At 69.1% G+C, this 16,900-nt stretch carries 19 protein-coding genes and 1 pseudogene; 10 read left to right on the top strand and 10 right to left on the bottom strand.

Annotated elements, in window-relative coordinates; genetic code table 11:
* Positions 1 to 33 precede the first annotated feature (33 nt).
* The 4 genes from gatB to ABVN73_RS15980 all read right to left on the bottom strand — a co-directional run bounded on the left by gatB (position 34) and on the right by ABVN73_RS15980 (position 4,397).
* Positions 34 to 1,485, bottom strand: a complete 1,452-nt coding sequence (gatB, locus tag ABVN73_RS15995; protein WP_353860614.1) for an Asp-tRNA(Asn)/Glu-tRNA(Gln) amidotransferase subunit GatB — start codon at positions 1,483 to 1,485, stop codon at positions 34 to 36.
* A gap of 21 nt (positions 1,486 to 1,506) precedes the next feature.
* Positions 1,507 to 2,988, bottom strand: a complete 1,482-nt coding sequence (gene gatA / locus ABVN73_RS15990; protein WP_059399295.1) for an Asp-tRNA(Asn)/Glu-tRNA(Gln) amidotransferase subunit GatA — start codon at positions 2,986 to 2,988, stop codon at positions 1,507 to 1,509.
* A complete protein-coding gene (gatC, locus tag ABVN73_RS15985) occupies positions 2,988 to 3,275 on the bottom strand; it encodes an Asp-tRNA(Asn)/Glu-tRNA(Gln) amidotransferase subunit GatC (RefSeq protein WP_014198426.1) in 288 nt (95 codons plus the stop codon). The genes gatA and gatC overlap by 1 nt, the downstream gene beginning before the upstream one ends.
* A gap of 585 nt (positions 3,276 to 3,860) precedes the next feature.
* A complete protein-coding gene (locus ABVN73_RS15980; protein WP_353860613.1) occupies positions 3,861 to 4,397 on the bottom strand; it encodes a GNAT family N-acetyltransferase in 537 nt (178 codons plus the stop codon).
* Between the two features lie 138 nt (positions 4,398 to 4,535).
* On the opposite strand from ABVN73_RS15980, the gene ruvX reads away from it, so the two are divergent.
* Complete coding sequence (gene ruvX, locus ABVN73_RS15975) at positions 4,536 to 5,096, top strand: Holliday junction resolvase RuvX (RefSeq protein WP_353860612.1); 561 nt, start codon at positions 4,536 to 4,538, stop codon at positions 5,094 to 5,096.
* Positions 5,097 to 5,103: 7 nt separating this feature from the next.
* Positions 5,104 to 6,033 carry an AEC family transporter gene (locus ABVN73_RS15970; RefSeq protein ID WP_353860611.1) on the top strand — a complete coding sequence of 310 codons (930 nt, stop codon included), beginning with the start codon at positions 5,104 to 5,106 and terminating at the stop codon, positions 6,031 to 6,033.
* A gap of 45 nt (positions 6,034 to 6,078) precedes the next feature.
* On the opposite strand, the pseudogene ABVN73_RS15965 reads toward ABVN73_RS15970, so the two are convergent.
* The 4 genes and pseudogenes from ABVN73_RS15965 to ABVN73_RS15950 all read right to left on the bottom strand — a co-directional run.
* A pseudogene (locus ABVN73_RS15965) lies at positions 6,079 to 6,513 on the bottom strand (SAM-dependent methyltransferase); the annotation flags it as partial.
* Between the two features lie 137 nt (positions 6,514 to 6,650).
* Positions 6,651 to 7,739: an IS5 family transposase gene (locus ABVN73_RS15960; protein ID WP_353860610.1), complete on the bottom strand. Its 1,089-nt coding sequence runs from the start codon at positions 7,737 to 7,739 to the stop codon at positions 6,651 to 6,653.
* A gap of 77 nt (positions 7,740 to 7,816) precedes the next feature.
* Complete coding sequence (locus tag ABVN73_RS15955) at positions 7,817 to 8,233, bottom strand: GFA family protein (protein ID WP_353860609.1); 417 nt, start codon at positions 8,231 to 8,233, stop codon at positions 7,817 to 7,819.
* Between the two features lie 51 nt (positions 8,234 to 8,284).
* On the bottom strand, positions 8,285 to 8,551 hold the full coding sequence (locus tag ABVN73_RS15950) for a DUF1127 domain-containing protein (RefSeq protein WP_353860608.1): 267 nt from the start codon (positions 8,549 to 8,551) through the stop codon (positions 8,285 to 8,287).
* 167 nt (positions 8,552 to 8,718) lie between these two features.
* Between ABVN73_RS15950 and ABVN73_RS15945 the strand changes: the two genes are divergently transcribed.
* Genes ABVN73_RS15945 through plsY form a run of 6 tightly spaced genes read left to right on the top strand, consistent with a single transcriptional unit; the run spans position 8,719 to position 13,518 of the window.
* Positions 8,719 to 9,684, top strand: a complete 966-nt coding sequence (locus ABVN73_RS15945) for a transcriptional regulator GcvA (protein WP_353860607.1) — start codon at positions 8,719 to 8,721, stop codon at positions 9,682 to 9,684.
* A gap of 29 nt (positions 9,685 to 9,713) precedes the next feature.
* Positions 9,714 to 10,070, top strand: a complete 357-nt coding sequence (locus ABVN73_RS15940; RefSeq protein ID WP_353860606.1) for a DUF6152 family protein — start codon at positions 9,714 to 9,716, stop codon at positions 10,068 to 10,070.
* 26 nt (positions 10,071 to 10,096) lie between these two features.
* Positions 10,097 to 10,603: a hypothetical protein gene (locus ABVN73_RS15935; RefSeq protein ID WP_353860605.1), complete on the top strand. Its 507-nt coding sequence runs from the start codon at positions 10,097 to 10,099 to the stop codon at positions 10,601 to 10,603.
* 57 nt (positions 10,604 to 10,660) lie between these two features.
* Positions 10,661 to 11,623 (top strand): aspartate carbamoyltransferase catalytic subunit, encoded by a 963-nt coding sequence (locus tag ABVN73_RS15930; protein WP_040134332.1) that lies wholly within the window; start codon positions 10,661 to 10,663, stop codon positions 11,621 to 11,623.
* A complete protein-coding gene (gene pyrC, locus ABVN73_RS15925; RefSeq protein WP_353860604.1) occupies positions 11,616 to 12,920 on the top strand; it encodes a dihydroorotase in 1,305 nt (434 codons plus the stop codon). The genes ABVN73_RS15930 and pyrC overlap by 8 nt, the downstream gene beginning before the upstream one ends.
* Before the next feature lie 4 nt (positions 12,921 to 12,924).
* Complete coding sequence (plsY, locus tag ABVN73_RS15920; RefSeq protein ID WP_353860603.1) at positions 12,925 to 13,518, top strand: glycerol-3-phosphate 1-O-acyltransferase PlsY; 594 nt, start codon at positions 12,925 to 12,927, stop codon at positions 13,516 to 13,518.
* Positions 13,519 to 13,529: 11 nt separating this feature from the next.
* On the opposite strand, the gene ABVN73_RS15915 is transcribed toward plsY, so the two are convergent.
* Positions 13,530 to 13,913: a response regulator gene (locus ABVN73_RS15915; RefSeq protein ID WP_353860602.1), complete on the bottom strand. Its 384-nt coding sequence runs from the start codon at positions 13,911 to 13,913 to the stop codon at positions 13,530 to 13,532.
* A 90-nt stretch (positions 13,914 to 14,003) separates the two neighbouring features.
* The gene (locus tag ABVN73_RS15910) at positions 14,004 to 15,896 is read right to left on the bottom strand and encodes a DEAD/DEAH box helicase family protein (RefSeq protein WP_353860601.1); all 1,893 of its coding nucleotides are present in this window, start codon (positions 15,894 to 15,896) and stop codon (positions 14,004 to 14,006) included.
* A 245-nt stretch (positions 15,897 to 16,141) separates the two neighbouring features.
* Between ABVN73_RS15910 and ABVN73_RS15905 the strand changes: the two genes are divergently transcribed.
* Positions 16,142 to 16,441, top strand: a complete 300-nt coding sequence (locus ABVN73_RS15905) for a cupin domain-containing protein (protein ID WP_014198409.1) — start codon at positions 16,142 to 16,144, stop codon at positions 16,439 to 16,441.
* A gap of 25 nt (positions 16,442 to 16,466) precedes the next feature.
* Positions 16,467 to 16,886 carry a hypothetical protein gene (locus ABVN73_RS15900; RefSeq protein ID WP_109070409.1) on the top strand — a complete coding sequence of 140 codons (420 nt, stop codon included), beginning with the start codon at positions 16,467 to 16,469 and terminating at the stop codon, positions 16,884 to 16,886.
* Positions 16,887 to 16,900 lie beyond the last annotated feature (14 nt).

Below are 16,900 nucleotides of genomic sequence, written 5' to 3'. Positions count from 1 at the left end.
CGTGTTCCGGCGCGGCGTCACCGCCGTTGACGATCAGCCCTTCAGCTTGGCCGTCAGGATTTCGTTGACCAGGGCCGGGTTGGCCTTGCCCTGCGTCGCCTTCATGACCTGACCGACGAAGAAGCCGAACAGCTTGTCCTTGCCCGACCGGAACTCGGCCACCTTGTCGGCGTTCGCCGCCAGCACCGCGTCGATGGACGACTCGATGGCCCCGGTGTCGGTGACCTGGCGCAGGCCCTTCTTCTCGACGATGTCGGCGGGCTTCTCACCCGTTTCGAACATCGCCTCGAACACCTCCTTGGCGATGCGGCCGGAGATGGTGTTGTCGGCGATCAGGTCGATCAGGCCACCGAGATTCTCCGCCGAAACGGGGCTCTCCTCGATCTCCTTGCCGGCCTTGTTCAGATAGCCGAACAGCTCGCCGGTGACCCAGTTGGCGGCCAGCTTCGGGTCGCGGCCCTTGGCCACCGCCTCGAAGAAGTCGGCGCGGGCCTTCTCCGACACCAGCACGTTGGCGTCGTAGGGCGACAGCTTGTACTCGCTGATGAAGCGGGCCTTCTTGTCGTCCGGAAGCTCCGGCAGGGTGCGCTTGATGTCCTCCACCCACGCCGGATCCAGCTCCAGCGGCAGCAGGTCCGGATCGGGGAAGTAGCGGTAGTCGTGCGCCTCCTCCTTGGAGCGCATGGAGCGGGTCACGAACTTCGTCGTGTCCCACAGACGCGTCTCCTGGTCGATCTTCCCGCCTTCCTCGATGATCTCGATCTGGCGGCGCGCCTCGTACTCGATCGCCTGCATGACGAAGCGGATCGAGTTGACGTTTTTGATCTCGCAGCGCGTGCCGAAGGGCGCGCCCGGCTTGCGCACCGACACGTTGACGTCGCAGCGCATGGAGCCTTCCTCCATGTTGCCGTCGCAGGTGCCGAGGTAGCGCAGGATGGAGCGCAGCTTGCGCACATAGGCGCCGGCCTCCTCCGCGGTGCGCATGTCCGGCTCCGACACGATCTCCATCAGCGCCACGCCCGACCGGTTCAGGTCGATGTAGGTCTTGGCGGGATGCTGGTCATGCAGCGACTTGCCGGCGTCCTGCTCCAGATGCAGGCGGGTCACGCCGACCGTGCGGGAGGAGCCGTCCGGCAGGTCCAGAACGATCTCGCCCTTGCCGACGATGGGCTGCAGATACTGGCTGATCTGGTAGCCCTGCGGCAGGTCGGCGTAGAAGTAGTTCTTGCGGTCGAACACCGAGTGCAGGTTGATCTGCGCCTTCAGCCCCAGGCCGGTGCGCACCGCCTGCTCAATGCAATGCTCGTTGATGACGGGCAGCATGCCGGGGAAGGCGGCGTCGACGAAGCTGACCTGGCTGTTCGGCTCCGCGCCGAAGGCGGTGGCGGCGCCGGAGAACAGCTTGGCGTTCGAGATGACCTGGGCGTGGACCTCCAGCCCGATCACGATTTCCCAATCGCCCGTTTCGCCCTGAATGTACGACATCGGTCTCTTCTCTCGTCCGGCTCAGGCCATGAACGGCGGGGTGGCGGTGACGGCGGCGGCCTTCTCGATGACCTGACCGACGCGCAGGACGGTCTCCTCATCGAAGGGCCGGCCCAGGAGCTGCAGCCCCAGCGGCAGCCCGTCCGACCCGACGCCCGCCGGAACCGACATGCCCGGCAGGCCGGCCAGCGAGGCCGGGACCGTGAACACGTCGTTCAGGTACATCTGGATCGGGTCGTCCATCTTCTCGCCGATGGCGAAGGCGGTGCTCGGCGCGGTCGGCGTCAGGATGACGTCGCACGTCTTGAACGCCTCGTCGAAGTCCCACTTGATGCGCGTGCGCACCTGGCGGGCCTTGTTGTAGTAGGCGTCATAATAGCCCGCCGACAGCACGTAGGTGCCGATCAGGATGCGGCGGCGGACCTCCTTGCCGAAGCCGGCGCCGCGGGTGTTCTCGTACATGTCCTTCAGGCTGGCGCCCTCGACCCGCAGGCCGTAGCGCAGGCCGTCGTAGCGCGCGAGGTTCGACGACGCCTCGGCCGGGGCGACGATGTAGTAGGTGGCCAGCGCGTACTTGCTGTGCGGCAGGCTGATCTCCACCGGCTCGGCGCCGGCCTGCTTCAGCCATTCGATGCCCTGGTCCCAGATTGCGGCGATCTCGGCGGGCATGCCCTCCACCCGGTATTCCTTGGGAATGCCGACCTTCAGGCCGCGGATGTCGCCGGTCAGGGCGGCGCGGAAGTCCGGCACCGCCATGTCGACCGAGGTCGAATCCTTCGGGTCGAAGCCGCACATCGAGCGCAGCATGATCGCCGCGTCCTCGACCGTGCGAGTCATCGGGCCGGCCTGATCCAGCGAGGAGGCGAAGGCGACCACGCCCCAGCGCGAGCAGCGCCCGTAGGTCGGCTTGATGCCGACGATGCCGGTGAAGGCGGCGGGCTGGCGGATCGAGCCGCCGGTGTCCGTACCGGTGGCGCCCAGCGCGGCGCGCGCGGCCACCGCCGCGGCCGAACCGCCCGACGAGCCGCCGGGAACGATCTGGCGCGACCAGTTGCCGACCTCGCCCGGGCTCCACGGGCTGATCACGTTGCCGTGGTGGGAGGTGATGTTGGCCGAGCCCATGGCGAACTCGTCCAGGTTCACCTTGCCCAGCATGACGGCGCCGTCGCGCCACAGGTTGCTGGTGACGGTGGACTCATACTCCGGCTTGAAGCCGTCGAGGATGTGGCTGGCCGCGGTGGTCAGCACGCCCTTGGTGCAGAACAGGTCCTTCACCGCGATCGGCAGGCCCTCCATCGGGCCCGCCTCGCCCTTGGCGCGGCGGGCGTCCGACGCCTTGGCCATCGCCAGCGCCTGCTCTGGCGTCTCGGTGATGAAGGCGTTCAGCGGGCGGATCGTCTCCACCGCCTTGACGTGGGCCTCGGTCAGCTCGACCGCGGTGAATTCCTTCTTGGCGAGGCCGTCGAGGGCCGCCGCCATGGTCAGATGCGTAAGACCGGTCATCACTCGACCACCTTCGGAACGACGTAGAAGCCTTCGGCCGTCTCCGGGCCGTTGGAGAGGACGGCGTCGCGGTAACCGCCGTCGGTCACCTCGTCCTTGCGGCGGCGCAGGGTTTGCGCGGCCACGCTGGTCATCGGCGGCACGTCCTGCGTGTCGACCTCGCCCAACTGTTCGACGAAGGTCAGGATTTGGCTCAGCTCACCCGCCAGGTGATCCAGTTCATCGTCCGGCACCTTGATGCGGGCCAGATGCGCGATCTTGGCCACGGTGGCCTTGTCGAGCGACATGCCTTCCACTCTCTTCCGAAACGTCTGGAAAAACGGCTTGGAAGCTATCACCCGAATTCTATTACCGCAATGATTCAGGGATATCCCTTCCAGCGGCGCGCGCCCGCGGACCGGGGGCGATGAGTCCCTGCGAGAAGGGGATGCGGCATGGTTGGGCGCGGCTTCCCTATCATACGGCTCACCATACCAATTGAATTTTCATCAAGGGGACCCTGGCGCACCCAGCCCGGCATGCCCCCATGACGGCATCACCGACGCTGGTGAACCGTCCTTTCCTTTGGCATCGGCTCCTTTTGCATCGGCGTGGCGGGCTTCGCCGCCGTGGCCCTGTTCAACACCCTCGCGTTGCCTCGGCTGAGCGATCCGCAACAGGAGGGGATGCAGCGGGTCGCCGGCGCACCGATCAACGGCTCCGCGCCGCAGCACGACCAGCAGCGGAGGACCGTTCGCCGGAACGGCGAACTCCACATCCGCAAGACCGCCGATGTGATGGGCATGTCGGAAAAGCGCCGGTGGACGGGTGGGCGTCGGGCAACGTCCAGAGCCGCCGCCCAGGGCACCACCGACACCGACGGTCAGGCCGCGTCACCCGTCGCCACGCCCTGCGGCCCAGCCCTCCCGGTCGAGGCGCAGGGTGAACAGGGCGAGCCGGTCGCCCCAGGGCGCCTTGTGCTCCTCCACAGCGATCGGGGCGAATCCCAGCGCGGCGTAGAGAAGAAGTCCCGGCGTGTTGGTGTTGAAGCAGCGCAGCCGGAGTTCCGGCAAGCCATGATGGACGAAGGCTCGATCCATCATGGTGGACACCAGATGCTTCGCCACACCCGACCGCCGTGCCCAGGGCGCCACGCTGACGTTGCCCAGGCTGGCGGTTCGCCCCGCCTCGAAAATCGCGAAGTTCGCGTAGCCGACCACCTCGCCGCCGCGCAGCACCACTGTGGGATCGCGGCGCACGGCCAGGGAGTCGCGCACCTGTTCCGGAGTCAGCGGCCACGTCGCGCGGGGAAACAAAAAATACAGCTCCTCCCGGTCGCGGGCGAAGCCGCAGATGCGCGGGATGTCGGCATCCGCCAAGGGGCGGTGGCTGAGTGCGGCGGGACCCGGAACGGGGGTGGCGCTGGGCATGGGGGAACTCCGGAATACGCATGTGCCACAATAAGCGCGTGGGAAAGGGACACAAGCCGCCGTTCGGCGGCGTTGGCGCATCGCGCAACGCCTCCGCCGGGCTTGCCGTTCCGGCGCGCGGCTTCTATGGTTCGCGGCATGATCCACACGCTTCCCGAACTGGCCGCCCGCCTGGGCCGTGGCCAGCGCCTGCTCGGCCTCGACGTCGGCACCAAGACCGTCGGTATGGCCGTGTCCGACCCGAACTTCGTCGTCGCCTCGCCGATCGGCACGCTGAAGCGCACGAAGTTCACCCAGGACGCCCGCGAGCTGTCGCGGACGCTGCGCGATTACGGGATCGGCGGGCTGGTGATCGGCCTGCCGCTGAACATGGACGGGTCGGAGGGGCCGCGCGCCGAATCCACCCGCGCCTTCGCCAAGAACCTGATGGAGCGGTCCGACCTGCTGGGCTGGGACGCCGAGATCGCCTTCTGGGACGAACGGCTATCGACCTCCGCGGTCGAGCGTTTCATGATCGGCGAGGCCGACATGACCCGCAAGCGCCGGGACGAGGTGGTGGACAAGATGGCCGCCGCCTACATCCTGCAGGGCGCGTTGGACGCGCTGGCCCACATCCGCCGCATGGAGCGGGAGCAGCGGGAGCGCGACGAGTACGACAACGACACCGGCGGCAACAGCGGCGGCGACGGGGACGCCTGACGGCCCCATGCTGCCCATCGCCGGGGCGCTGGCCCCGATCTTCCTGCTGATCCTGTTCGGCCAGGGGCTGCGCCGCCGCGCCGTGATCCCTGAATCCGCCTGGCCGTCGCTCGACCGGCTGACCTATCTTCTGTTCTTTCCCTGCCTGATCGTGGACGAACTGACGCGCACCGACCTGCGCGCGCTGTCCATGGGCTCGATGGGCGGAACGATGGCGGCGGGGATCTTCGCCGGCGCCATCCTGGCGCTTGCCGTCCGGCGCCCGATCAGGCTGGACGGCCCGGCCTTCACCTCGGTCTTCCAGGGGGCGATCCGGCCCAACACCTATGTGGGTCTGGCGGGGGCCGCCGCGCTCTACGGATCCGCCGGGCTGACGCTGACGGCGGTGGGCATCGCCGTTGTGGTGCCGCTGGTCAACCTGCTCTGCGTCACGGCCATGGTGCGCTATGGGCGGGTGGCGGACGGAGCGGCGCAGCGCAGCGGCGTCGGCGCGGTCGTTTCTGGCATTCTGCGGAACCCGATCATCATCGCCGTCGCCATCGGCGCCGCCCTGAACCTGAGCGGGGTCGGCCGTGTTCCGGTGGTCGGGGACGTGGTCGGCATCCTGGCGCGGGCCGCCCTCCCCATGGGGCTGCTGTCGGTCGGTGCCGGGCTGGACCTCGCCGCGGCGCGCGGCGCCGGGCTCGGCGTGGCGCTGTCCAGCGTCCTGAAGCTGCTGCTGGTCCCCGCCGCGACGGCGCTGGCCGGTCTGTGGCTGGGGGTGGACGGGCTGCCGCTGACCATCGCCGTGCTGTTCAACGCCCTGCCCTGCTCGGCCAGTTCCTACGTCCTGGCCCGGCAGATGGGCGGCGACCACGCGCTCGTAGCCGGCATCATCACCGTCCAGACCCTCGCCTCCGCCGCCACGCTGCCGCTGGTCGTCGCCTTGGCGGGATAGGGGCCGTCACGACCGTAGTGAGGCTCCCTCAGCAGTAAGGCCCCATCAACGCCTCATCAGCGCGAACACGCCCCACCCCAGATAGTCACGCGTGTGGGTGGCGTAGCGCTCGGGCTCCGAGGTCAGCTTATCCCGGACATCCTGCGCAAGCTCGTCGTCGGGATTGGCTTCGAGCCACCGGCGCATGGTCAGCCATTTGGCCGCCTCGTAGCGATCCCATCCGTCCTGATCGGCCAGCATCATTTCAACGACGTCGCAGCCAAGCTGGCGAAAGGACGCGAGCAGGCCCGGAAGCGTGAGGAAGTCGGAAACCGCCCGGGCAAGACATCCCTTGGCGACGTCGTCCGTCGGCGGCAGGCGCCGCCAGTAGGGCTCCCCGATGAGGATGATTCCGCCACGGCGCAGGCTGCGCTCCAGCAGTTCGATTGTGCCAGCGACTCCACCGCCGATCCATGTGGCCCCGACGCAGGCCGCCACGCCGACCGAACACCTCGATAAACCGCCCCTAAGCGCGTGTTGATGCCGACGAGGGGGCACGCGGCTGAAAAGGCGGCGTTTTTTGGGGACTGAACTCTCGGTTTTGGCTGAAAAGGCGGAAATATGCGGCGGTTTTGGCGCTATACGGGCGCAGTTCGCCCCTCAAGCCAGATCAGGCGTCGGAAATTGTAGGCGAGGTTGGCGAGGCCGATCTTAACCGTCGCGCGCCCCAGGCCGATGGTGCGGATGAACAGCCCCATGCGCGCCTTCTGGTCGGCGAACACATGCTCGACGGCCGAGCGCACTGCCGAGCGGGCGCGGTTGGCACGCTGGTGGGGCTCCGGCATCGGCCGGCCCTTCGGCTTGCGGAAATGCACCATGCTGCGGCGCCCCGCCGCCGTGATGGCCGCTTCGTTGGCCTTCGAGCGGTAGGCACTGTCCGCCCATACCCGGCTGTCGAAAGCGTCCGGGTTGAGCAGGCCCGGCAACTGCGCGCCGTCGTGCCGCGCCGCGTCGGTCACGATGAAGCGCCGGATCAGACGGAACCGGCGGTCGATGGTGATGTGCGACTTGTAGCCGAACGCCGGGATCAGAAGTCCCTCCACCATGCGCGCCTCGGACCCGTCGAGCGTCGGTCCCGGCTTCGCCTTGACCCGCCCCCGCTTCACCGTCCAGCGCGCCTGTGTGTCCTTCTGGCGCGCCTTGGCCGTCGGCCAGGGCGGGTCTTCCCCGTCACGGATCTGGCGCTTTTCCTCCCGGGTCAGCCGCTGCCGGGGCGCCTCCACGATGGACGCGTCGATGATCTGGCCGCCCAGCGCGAAGTAGCCACGCTCCTTCAGAGCCGCGTCGAAGCGGGCGAACAGCCCCTCCATCGCTCCCGCCGTCACCAGCGCCTCGCGGAACAGCCAGATCGTCGTGCGATCCGGAACCCGGTCGCCCAACCCCAGGCCGAGGAACCGCATGAATGACAGCCGGTCGCGCACCTGATACTCGGCCTGTTCGTCCGACAACCCATACAGCGCCTGCAGCACCAGGATCTTGAACATCATCACCGCGTCCAGTGGCGGCCGGCCGCCCCGGGAGCGATCCTTGCGTTCCAGGGCCGCGTCAAGCGTCGGGCGAAACACTTCGAAGTCCACCACCGACAACAGCCGTTCCAGTGGATCCCCGCTCTTGCTCAACTCCGCGTAGCGGTCCTGAAGATCGAACAGCCCAGCTTGACCGGCCATGTCCCGTCCTCCGTCGCCCTCAAGCCAAGGGAATCACCAGAACGCTGGCAACGCTACGGTTTTTCGAGGCGTCCGATTTACGGCGGCTCCGGTGCGCCTTCGGGGAAGCGCTCCAACCCGTCGTCGATGGCGTAATAGTCCGCCTTGTCCGCCACATGAATGTGCCGCAGCGTCGTCAGGCCGGTCGGCTGGTCCAGGCTGCCGGCGGCAATGTCCAGCAACGCCTCGCCATCGCCTTTCCAGAACAGCGAGGAGCCGCAGCGCGCGCAGAATCCACGTTGCGCCTTGGCCGAGGAACGGTACCAGGACAGCGTGTCCTGCTTCTCGAACTCCACCGCGTCGCGGGGGATGGTGATGTAGGCGCCGAAATGGCCGTGAAAGCGCCGGCATTGGCCGCAGTGGCAGTTCACCACCCCCATGGGCCGCTCGGCCACATCGTAGCGCACGCCACCACACAGGCACCCGCCCGTCAGACCTCCTCCGCCGTCGCTCATCGAACCGCTCCCGTTGGTTTGCTCGATAGGGGTTTGCTCGATAGGGGTGAGTCAGCCCTGCCAGAAGGGCTTGTCAGCCTCGGTCACCGCGTCGGCGCGGGACAGGCCGATGTCGTGCAACAGATGATCGGGCAAAGCCTCCAACGCGCGCCGCTGGCGCCGCCGCTCGTTCCAGGTGGCCACCGTGTCGAACAGGGCGACCACCACACCACCAATCCCCTGGCCAATCCCCTGGCCAATCCCCTGGCCGGGCCGCTCCTGCGCGTCGGTGCGGGTGTTCATGCTGCCATCCATGCCGTCATTCATGCTCTGGGCCATGACCGCGTCTCCTCGTGTGTCCGGCTGTCGTCGGAGCTTGTCGTCCGACGGTCCGGACTGTGTTCCGTGAGAGAAGGATGGGCCACCCGGTCCTTGCGCACAAACGACGCTTTCTCATAGTTTGGATTAGGAAAACTAATCCGAATCCCGTGTCCCGGAGTCGCTCCATGGCCCGACGCCTGCCGCCGCTGAACGCCCTGCGCGCCTTCGAATCCGCCGCCCGGCACCTGTCCTTCACCAAGGCGGCGGAGGAGCTTCACGTCACCCAGGCCGCGGTCAGCCACCAGATCAAGGGGCTGGAGGAATGGCTGGGCATGCCGCTGTTCCGCCGGATGAACCGCGCATTGATCCTGACCGAGACCGGGCAATCCTACCTGCCGCCGGTGCGCGACGCGCTCGACACGCTGTCGCACGCGACGGAGCGGCTGTTCCGCATGGACGGGTCCGGCGCGCTGACCATCTCGACCATGCCCAGCTTCGCCGCGAAGTGGCTGGTCATGCGGCTGGGCCGTTTCCAAGCCCGCCATCCGGAGCTGGAGGTGCGGCTGCACACCACCCCGCAGCTCGTGGATTTCACCCAGCAGGACGTGGACATCGGCATCCGCTTCGGCGCCGGCAACTGGCCCGGCCTGCGGTGCGAGCGGCTGATGACCGAGGACATCTATCCGGTGTGCAGCCCGTCGCTTCTCGACGGCCCCCGCCCGCTGCGCTGCCCGGAGGACCTGCGCCACCACACGCTGCTCCACGACGACTACTTCATCACCTGGGGCACCTGGGGCGAGGCCGCCGGGATCGCCGGGCTGGACCACGCCCGCGGCCCGCGCTTCGACGATTCGGCGCTGCTGCTCCAGGTGGCGGCGGAGGGTGGCGGCGTGGCGCTGGCCCGCGGCGTCCTGGTGGCGGACGATGTCGCCGCCGGGCGGCTGGTCCGGCTGTTCGACGTCCATCTGCCGGGCAACTACGCCTACTACGTCGCCGCCCCGCCCCATTACTTCTCGCGCCCGAAGGTGAAGGCGTTCCGCGACTGGCTGTTCGAGGAGGCCGCCGGCGATCCCGTCCCCGGACCGGACGCCAAGCACAGCCGGGCCTTGTCCGGGGGCGTGCCCGCCACAACCTCTTCCCCAGACGCCTGAACAGATGCCTGACCGGGAAAGGTTGCGCCATGACGCCCGCACGTCCGCTCGCCCTCGCCGCCCTGCTGTCCGCTTCGCTGGCTTGGCCCGCCGCCGCCCACCATGGCTGGGGCGGCTATGAGTCGGGGCAGGAGATGACGCTGACCGGCACCGTGCAGCAGATCGCCTTCGACAACCCGCACGCCATGCTGAACCTCCAGGCCGACGGCAAGGTCTGGCACGTCGTGCTCGCCCCGCCCAGCCGCATGAGCACGCGCGGCCTGCCCGCCGATTCGATCAAGCCCGGCCAGACCGTGACGGTCGTCGGCTATCCCGCCAAGTCCGACCCGGCGGAGCTGCGGGCGGAGCGCATCACGGCCGCCGACAGGACCATCGAGCTGCGCTGACGGCCGCCCCCGCGCCCGGTCGCAGCATGGACCACGATCTCGGCCCCACCGGCCTCGGCTGGCTCGTCGCCCTGGAAACGTCCGGGCTCGGTGAGTCGCTGCGCCAGTCGGTCTGGCTCTACCCGCTGGTGGAAATCACGCACATCCTCGGGTTCGCGCTTCTGGTGGGGGCAATCCTGGCCTTCGACCTCAGGCTGATCGGGGTTCGGGCGCCGTTGCTGCCGGCGGATGCGCTGGCGCGTCTCCTGCTTCCGGTGGCGGTGGCCGGCTTCGCTCTGGCGATCCCCACCGGCCTCCTCCTCTTCACCACGGAGGCGACGGCGCTGGCGGGCAACCCGGCCTTCCTGGCGAAGCTGGCGCTGATCGGTCTGGCCCTGCTGAACATTCTGGCCTTCCACCGGCTCGCCGGCCGGCGCATGGCGGACTGGAGCCTGTCGGACCGTCCCCCGCCGGGCGCCCGGTTCGCGGGCGCCGCCTCGCTCACGCTGTGGGTCGGCGCCCTGGCCTGCGGGCGTCTCATAGCCTACCTGTAGGAAAAGGTCATAGGGCGCGCTTGCGGGCGTCCGGGACCGCTCCTATAGTCGCGGCCCATGACCGGATCGCCCCATTCCACGACGGTTTTCCCGCACCGCCACCTCCTTGGCATCGAGGGGCTGACGGCAGGCGAGATCACCACCATCCTCGACCTCGCCGACGGCTACGTCGAGCAGAACCGCCAGCCTTCGAAGAAGTCGTCGCTCCTCGACGGGCGGACGATCGTCAACCTCTTCTTCGAGAACTCCACCCGCACCCGCACCAGCTTCGAGCTGGCCGGCAAGCGGCTCGGCGCCGACGTGATCAACATGTCGTCGGACGGCAGCTCGGTGAAGAAGGGCGAGACGCTGATCGACACGGCGATGACGCTGAACGCCATGCACCTCGACGCGCTGGTCGTTCGCCACGCCGATTCGGGGGCGGTGAAGCTGCTGGCCGACAAGGTCAACTGCTCGGTCATCAACGCGGGCGACGGCCATCACGAGCACCCGACGCAGGGGCTCCTGGACGCGCTGGCGATCCGCCGCCGCCTGGGCCGGCTGGACGGGCTGATCGTGGCGATCTGCGGCGACATCCTGCACAGCCGCGTCGCGCGCTCCAACATCCACCTGCTGAACGCCATGGGCGCCCGTGTCCGCGTCGTGGCGCCGCCGACGCTGATCCCCTCGCAGATCGACCGGCTGGGCGTCGAGATCCACCACTCCATGGCGACCGGCCTTAAGGACGCCGACGTGGTGATGATGCTGCGCCTCCAGACCGAGCGGATGAGCGGCCAGTACGTCCCCTCGACCCGCGAGTACTTCTATTTCTACGGCCTCGATTACGAGAAGCTGGCGGTGGCGAAGCCGCACGCGGTGGTCATGCATCCCGGCCCGATGAACCGCGGCGTCGAGATCGATTCGGAGGTCGCCGACGACCTCAAGCGCTCCATGATCCTCGATCAGGTGGAGCTGGGCGTGGCCGTCCGCATGGCCGTGCTCGACCTTCTCACCCGAGACCGCCGGGGCACCGATGTCTAACGCCAACGCCCGCGTCGCCTACCGCAACGCCCGCCTGCTCGATCCCGCCAGCGGCCTGGACCAGCGGGGCGACCTGCTGACCGACGGCGCGAAGATCGCCGATTTCGGCCCGTCGCTGTTCGCCGACGGCGTGCCGGAGGGGATCGAGGTCGTGGACCTCCAGGGCCAGTGCCTCGCCCCCGGCCTCGTCGACATGCGCGTCCTGATCGGCGAGCCCGGCGAGGAGGAGAAGGACACCATCAAGAGCGCGTCGCGCGCCGCGGTGGCCGGCGGCATCACCGCCGTGGTCCTGCTGCCCAACACCGACCCGGTGACCGACGAGGTGGCGAGCCTGGAGTTCATCGCCCGGCGCGCCCGCGAGGTGCGTCTGGTCAAGGTCTTCGCCTACGCCGCCGCCACCCGCGGGACCGAGGGCAACGAGATCACCGAGATGGGCCTGCTGTCCCGCGCCGGGGCCGTGGCCTTCACCGACGGCACCAAGGCGATCGCCAGCGCCAAGGCGATGCGCCGCGCGCTCAGCTACGCCCGCACCTTCGACAAGCTGATCGTCCAGCATCCGGAGGAGCCGAGCCTCGCCAGCGGCGGCATGATGAATTCGGGTGAGCGCGCCACCCGCCTCGGCCTCGTCGGCATCCCGCGGGAGGCCGAGATCATCATGATCGAGCGCGACCTGCGCCTGCTCGAACTCTCCGGCGGCCGGCTGCACTTCGCCCACGTCACCACGGGCGAGTCGGTGGACCTGATCCGCCGCGCCAAGGCGCGCGGGCTGAAGGTCACCTGCGACACCGCCCCGCATTACTTCGCCCTGACCGAGACGGACGTCGGCGACTACCGCACCTTCGCCAAGGTCTCCCCGCCGCTGCGCGGCGAGATGGACCGCCGGGCCATCGTGGAAGGTCTGGCCGACGGCACCATCGACGCCATCGCGTCCGACCACACGCCGCAGGACCAGGACCAGAAGCGCCTGCCCTTCGCCCAGGCCGCCTGCGGCGTCATCGGGCTGGAGACGCTGTTCCCGCTGACGCTGGAACTGGTGCACAAGGGCGCCATGCCGCTGCTGAAGGCGCTGGCCTGCGTGACCGTGAAGCCGGCCGAACTCCTCGGCCTGCCGCTCGGCCGCATCGCCAAGGGGGCGCCCGCCGACCTGATCGCCTTCGACCTGGACGTGCCGTGGAAGGTGGACGTGGCGGCCTTCAAGTCGAAGTCGAAGAACAGCCCCTTCGAGGACCGCCCCGTCCAGGGCCGCCCGCTGCGCACCGTCGTGGACGGGCGCACCGTCTGGCAGTTCGAGGGCTGACGCGGTGGCCCTGCTTGTCTCCGCCCTGCTGGGCTATCTGCTGGGCTCGATCCCGTTCGGCCTGGTGCTGACCCGGCTGGCCGGTCTGGGCGACATCCGCAAGATCGGCTCCGGCAACATCGGCGCCACCAACGTGCTGCGCACCGGCAACAAGCCGCTGGCCGCCGCGACCCTGATCCTGGACAGCGGCAAGGGCGCCATCGCCGCCCTGCTCGCCCTCGCCTGGGCGGGGCCGGAGGCCGCGGTCTTCGCCGCGGGCAGCGCCATGCTGGGGCACAGCTTCCCGGTCTGGCTGGGCTTCCAGGGCGGCAAGGGCGTGGCGACCGCGCTCGGCGTGCTGCTGGCCGTGTCCTGGCCGGTCGGCGTGATCGCCTGCGCGACGTGGCTGGCGATGGCCTTCCTGTTCAAGATCTCGTCGCTGTCGGCGCTGACCGCTCTCGGCCTCAGCCCGATCGTCGGCTGGATCTTCGGCGGGCCGCTGGTGGCGGGGCTCTGTCTGTTCATCGCGGTGCTGGTCGCCATCCGCCATTCCGCCAACATCAGGCGCCTGCTCAAGGGCGAGGAGCCGAAGATCAGCTTCGGCAAGAAGAAGGCCTGATCGACCGTCGCTCAGGCCTTCAGGAACACCCGGTCCATCGCGGTCAGCAGCTCACCCGCCAGGACGGGCTTTTTCAGGATCACCAGCGGTCCGCCCTCCCCGTCCTGCAGGCCGGGGATTCCGTCCTCGGGCGGGGAGGCGGACAAAACCACGATGGGCAGGTCGGGCCAATCGAGCCGCAACTGGCGGATCATCGCCTCGCCGCCCAGCCGGGGCATCACCAGATCGGTGATGAGCGCATCGAAGGAACCCTCGGCCAGGGCGCTCAGCCCGGCTTCGCCGTCCGTCACGGTGGTGACCGTGCAATGGGCCATCTCCAGCATGCGGGCCATCGCCATGGCGGTGAGCGAATCATCCTCCACGAGAAGAATGTTGAGCGGCCTCGCGAAACGCACCGGTTACCTCCACGGGTGGCGAACGGGCCGACACTCTCCACGAAGGCCGGTGTCTTCGCTCCTGCAAAAAAGTGTGGCGACGTGCGTTATTTAGGACGCCGGCTTTCCCGTTCCAGGGGTCGGCGGCCGGCGGGCCGGTTTCGAGAAGGCGGTGACCGCCCCCGCCCCACGGGCCTTGCGGCGGCTCGACCAGCGGTATTGCGGATCGTCGGCGATCAGATGCAGATGGTCGGAAATGCGGTTGCGCTCCAGCCAGCCGAGGGCGGCCTCCAGTTCCGACAAAGTCATCTCCGACCGCGCCTTGTTCATGCAGCGCTTCAGCACGGCGTTGTAGGTGTGGTAGCTGACCGGCCCTTCTGAGACGAGGTTGTTGTCCTGGTCCTCGATCACCTGGGCCGCCACGATCTGGCCGATGCGTTGGCGCAGATGATGTTCCACCGCGCTCGGGACCTGGACCCCGTCCTTCGCCGAGGCCGCAACCGGCGGTCGGTCGGCGATGTCCCGCCCCGGCGGCGGGTTGCCGAAATCGGGACCGGGAGCGACCACGGCGAAGCGCAGGGCCGTCGCGTTGGATTCCAGCGGGATGATCTCCGGCTCCGCCTCCACCGTGCGCTCGAAGGGCAATTCGTGCTGGCGCCGGGTCTTCACCATGGCCCGCGTGCCCTGCTGGGTCTCCACCATCTGGCGGAAGCGCTCGAACATCATGTCGGAGGGGTGGTAGATCACCGCCCGCTGCTGCTCGTAGGCGCCGGCGTGGGGATCGACGCGGGTGGCCCGCGCGATGGCCTGCTCCAGCCAGGGACGGGAACGGATGTGCGTCAGGCAGGCGACGTGCGAGATGGCCGGCGCGTCCAGCCCCTCGTAGGCCATCGCGACAGAGACCAGCACGGCGGGCTCGGGGCGCAGGCGGAAGGCGGCCACCACCTCCTGAGCGTCGCGCCGTTCGGAAATGGCGATCTGCGCCATCCGCGCCGCCTGCGCGCCGGGCATCCAGCCGCGCAGCGTGTCGAGGTAGTTGCGGGCGGTCTCCTGGTCCGGCGCGATCACCAGCAGCTTGCCCAGCCCCGCACCGTCATGCTCCGCCCCGGGTCGACCGGTCGTCGCCGCCCGCCGCTTCGCCCGGTGCTCGCGGCAGGAGCGGTAGGCCTCGCGCAGCATGGCCTGGGCGAAGCCGGTGCGCAGCGCGGTAAACAGGGCGTCGCGGGTGTTCTCCCCGGCGCGCGACAGCGCGTCGACGCTGCGCGTCGTCCGCTCCGCGTCCAGCCACGTCGCGGTGCCGTCCATCGCGCCGAAGGTCACCGGCAGGATGGCCTTCTCGGCCAGCGCCTGCCGCCGCGAATAGCCGACGATGGCCCAGCCCGGCGCCTTGAAATCGATCTCGCGCACCCGCCGGACGCCCTGCGGCGCGCGGTAGGGCAGCCAGAGGATGGGGCGCCCGTCCGCCCGCTCCAGCGTGCCGCTCATCAGCAGCCGGGCGGCGGCGCTTTCCAGAAGCGGCAGGATGGAGCGGCTCCAGGCGGTCTCATCCTCCGCCGTGACCGCCGTTCCGCTGTCGGCGACGGCGGGCAGGTGATGCAGTTCGTCCACGGCCAGCAGGTAGCGGTGACGGCGGAACTCCTGAAGATGCAGGTCCGGAGCCGCGGCGACCGCCTGATAGGTGGTCACATAGCCTTGCAGGCCACGGCAGGGATCGCGCCCGTTCTCCGCCGCCCGCAGCGCGATCCCGTGGCCCAGCGCCTCGCGCCAGCGCGGGTCGGCGAAGGCTTCCTCGGCCTGCCGGCGCAGGCTGTCGCGCGGCACGATCCAGCAGATGCGGTCGATCAGCCCGGCGCGCATCAGCGCCGCCCCCATGATCACCGGCAGCAGCGACTTTCCTCCACCCGGCGTCACCGCGGCCAGCACGTCCCGCACGTCCGTCTGCCGCTGCGCGATGGCCGCGGCGACGCCGGCGACCATGGTCTGGTGGCTCCTCAACGCTGGCATGCCGGCCTGACGCCCCTCCCTGACGGTTTTGCGCGGTACGGACCGGCAAGGCTAAGCTGCAGGGAGTCGCCGGGTCACGGATTCAATCGTAGGTAGACATCCCCCAATGGAGGGGGGCGGCTCGCCAAAGGAGTCCGAAGGAACGGCGCCCGGCACTCTTCCGTCTGGGCGCGGCTCGGGCTTCGTGGTACACGAATTGTTCTTTTGAAAGGACCCAACGAGAAGAGCAAGGAGGGCACCGGAAGATGAGCACCCGTCCGCAGGCGGTTTCCACCCAGCATGTCGAGAACGAGCGCACCCGCGTCACCGAATGGCGTCTGGTGCCGGGGGCCGAGACCGGCGCCCATGTGCACGGCTACGACTATGTGATCGTCCCGGTGACGGCCGGCGCCTTCACCATCGTCGATCCCGACGGCAACGCCCGCCAGTTCCCGCTGGAGCCGGGCCGCTCCTATTTCCGCAAGGCCGGCGTCAGCCACAACGTCATCAACGACGGCGACAGCGACATCGTCTTCGTCGAGGTCGAATTCCTCCAGCCCGGCTGATCCCCACGCCCAATCCGACTGACCGATGCACCGCGGCTCCACCATGTTCGACTATGGCCAGGACGGCGACGAGCCGCTTCCCGACGCCGTCATCCGCACCGGCGGGCCGCGGTCCGTCCAGCATTTGCTGCTCTCCCTGTCGCCGGAAAACCCGCTCTACCTCTATGCCGACGCGGCGGACGCCGGGGGCGGGGCCTATTACCGGGATTCCCGCGAGGTCTGGCAATCGCTGGCCGACGGGGAGGGCCAGCGCTGGCGCTGGTTCGTCGGCAGCCAGGGCCGCGTCGTCGAGGCCGCGCCCGGCGACGTGCACGGACTGCGCCGCGCCGCCCCCGTCGCCCTGACCATCACCTGGTACAGCCTGCCGGACCGCGAGAGCGTCGGGCGGGTGCGCAACGCCCTGCGCGCCATCGGCGCCACCTGCACCCGCGGACCGGCCGGCTGAACACGCCCCCCGCG

The sequence above is a fragment of the Azospirillum formosense genome (genome assembly GCF_040500525.1).
GTDB lineage: Bacteria > Pseudomonadota > Alphaproteobacteria > Azospirillales > Azospirillaceae > Azospirillum > Azospirillum formosense_A.
The sequence above is the reverse complement of the archived record's forward strand: the minus strand, read 5'-3'. Positions and strand labels throughout refer to the sequence as shown.